Here is a 1996-nt window from a genome sequence, read left to right as displayed (position 1 = left end):
TGACGTTGATTTTTTAACTGCCATGTTTTCTAAATTTTAATTATTGATTCACAATTATTTATTGAAGCTTGATGCTTCCTAAATCTTCTTTATTGCTTGTTTTCTTAGGGGATGATTTCCGCTTTGCCGGAGTGCTGTCTTTCTTGCGGAACATGAGATAAGCTCCTGTTCCAATAAGAGCTGCAACACCTAAACCAATACCGACTTTTGCACCTTTGCTCAGTTTCTTTTTGCCTGATGCAGTAGGGTTTGTTGTAGTCGATTGTGGTGTGTAGTTCCCAGATTTCATTATGGGTTGGGGAGTGTAACTGCCGGACTGTGGCATGATACTATTGGATGGAGGCATCACGCTGTTTGTTGGTGGAGCATAAGCTTCTGTTGTTGGAGCTGCCTGATTGTTAAATTGAGATACTGCTTCCGTTGCAGGAGCTGCTTTTTTGAATTTACTTTTAACCTTTGTAAAGATGTTTTTGATAGGCTTTAACCAGCTTCCGATTTTTGCCAATACACCACTTGCTGCGGTTACTGATGCTGCTGTGGCAACTGCACCCATATTGCCCAATTCTGCCAATTCACCAATGGCTTCCAAGCCTCTCAAATCAGCAAGTAAACCGTCAATGCCTTTAAGGGAAAAGTCAGAACTCTTTTGTTTTGCACCTTTCAGGATGGCTTTTCTAAGGTTGGATTCTTTACCCTGTAAACCCTTAAACAGTTTACGAACCTTGCCATGTGTCTTTTTCAGTTTGGCATGTTTAGCAGGGTCTATGTTGTATTTGCTTGCAAGCTCATCTGGTAAATAGGCATATTGTAGCTTCTTAGCTATACCGAACATGTTTAAACGCAAGGCTGCCAATAATCCGCCTCTGATTGCAATTGATAGAGGATTAAACCTTACAATTGCTTTAACTACTTTCTTGGCTACTTTGCCAATCTTCTTGCCGACACGTTTAATTGCTTTGAAGAATCGACCTCTGCGTCTTTTTCTTCTTCCCAAGCCGTCCATTTCATCGTCCAACTCATCCAATTCAGCCAATCCTTGGATGGCTTCTGAATCGTATTTAATCAGACCTTTTTCGGCAAGCTTTTCTTCAATATCTGATAGCTTGTCCAATACGGCATCTCGCTGTGGAGTATTCCAAAACTTGATTGCCTGGTCCAACATGGATATGAATTGGTCAGGGTTTTGGACGTGAGCCATCTTGTCCTTGTTATCCCTGTTCTTTAAAAGATAATTCCGGGTACGGACTAAATAGTTGTAGGTAGCATCTTCTGCATCACCCAAGCCGCTTATGGCATCGTCAAAGTCAACACCTGAAACAATGGCAATAAGGTCTTCATGGTTGGCTTGTGCCTGAATACCGCCAGCTAAATCAATACCTGACAAAACCGATATTGGCAAGCCTAAAGCACTTGTACCTGTAATACCGTCAATTCCTCTAAGCCCTGCCAACTGTAAAGGAGACATATCAAAATCAGACCGTTCAAAACTGTATGGTTTTTGGTAATCAAACTTTGAGAGAACAGGGTCGATAACGATTTCATCTTCGGAATCGCCAATAGCAGGAACAATCACATAGATATGCTGAAAGTTCTTTTTACCGTCATACTTGGTAATGCGGAGCTTGAACGGAATACCTAAACACTTTAAAAGCGAACCCACAAAAATGCTGTAATCATCACAGTCAATCCCTGCATCTGATTTGCCTTTTTGTTTGAACTTGATTTGTCCGTCTAACCAGGAACGTGATGGAGTTCGGAGTTGTTCCGTTCCGTCATCATCTTTATGGTACTGCAAATAGTTGTACGAAAAGTTGAAGATGTTTCGGCAAGACTCTTTGAGTGAACCACCTTGAAGGTTACTTGCCAGTTCCTCGACTTCCCGGAAATGTGTACCGATAATATCAATACAACTTTCAACGGTTTCAATTACGTTGCCGTTTTTTATAAATGTGTCCTGTCCGTTTGCCTTTTTTATAAGGTGGTTGAAACGTTTACC

General features: G+C 41.3%; 1 protein-coding gene. It reads right to left on the bottom strand.

The features are described from left to right. Nucleotides 1-58: 58 nt before the first annotated feature. A partial coding sequence (locus tag J1N10_RS20740; protein ID WP_262328644.1) for a hypothetical protein occupies nucleotides 59-1996 on the bottom strand: 1938 nt, incomplete at its 5' end.

The sequence above is a fragment of the Carboxylicivirga litoralis genome, assembly GCF_025499605.1.
GTDB lineage: Bacteria > Bacteroidota > Bacteroidia > Bacteroidales > Marinilabiliaceae > Carboxylicivirga > Carboxylicivirga litoralis.
This window is presented reverse-complemented; position numbering and strand designations above follow the sequence as displayed.